Origin of the sequence: Mesorhizobium sp. M6A.T.Cr.TU.014.01.1.1, from assembly GCF_004022765.1 — a bacterium.
Taxonomy (GTDB): Bacteria; Pseudomonadota; Alphaproteobacteria; order Rhizobiales; family Rhizobiaceae; genus Mesorhizobium; species Mesorhizobium mediterraneum.
The window spans coordinates 1-396 of record NZ_RZPG01000144.1; the positions used below are offsets into that span (position 1 = coordinate 1).

Annotated in this window: 2 protein-coding genes; one reads left to right on the plus strand and one right to left on the minus strand. The window is 53.5% G+C overall.

Annotated features, from left to right (window positions below; translation table 11 throughout):
* On the minus strand, window positions 1-130 hold a 130-nt coding region (locus tag EN885_RS33335), incomplete at its 3' end, for a hypothetical protein (protein ID WP_164897995.1).
* Between the two features lie 51 nt (window positions 131-181).
* Here EN885_RS33335 and EN885_RS34010 point away from each other — a divergent pair.
* The coding region (locus EN885_RS34010; RefSeq protein WP_206616891.1) for a hypothetical protein at window positions 182-396 on the plus strand (215 nt) is incomplete at its 3' end.

A 396-nucleotide genomic window follows, 5' to 3' on the forward strand; every position in this document is an offset into this window, starting at 1 on the left:
CGATTTCCTCGTCGATGAAATGCTCAAGCTCGACATGGGTGAACTGCAGCAGCCGAATCGACTGCATCAGCTGCGGCGTCATCACCAGCGACTGCGATTGTCGTAGCTGTAGTTTGGCCGCCAACGCCATGGTTCGGTTTCAAACGCCTCGTCTACGCATCCCGACTTCCGGGCAAGAATTTTGCAGCCGGCCATAAAACTGGCCCGGCTTTTGCTTGTCAAGGCAATTGGTAGCAAAACCCGCTTACCGGAGCGTTATCCCGGAGCAAAATCGAGAAAAAGCGCCGCTCGAACCGGAAAAATCGTGTCAGGAAACAAATTTCACGCTCAGAGCAATTCCAGGAAAAGTGAGAGACCGCTTTCCCGGGAAAAGCGCATAGCGCTTTCCCTTGGGAT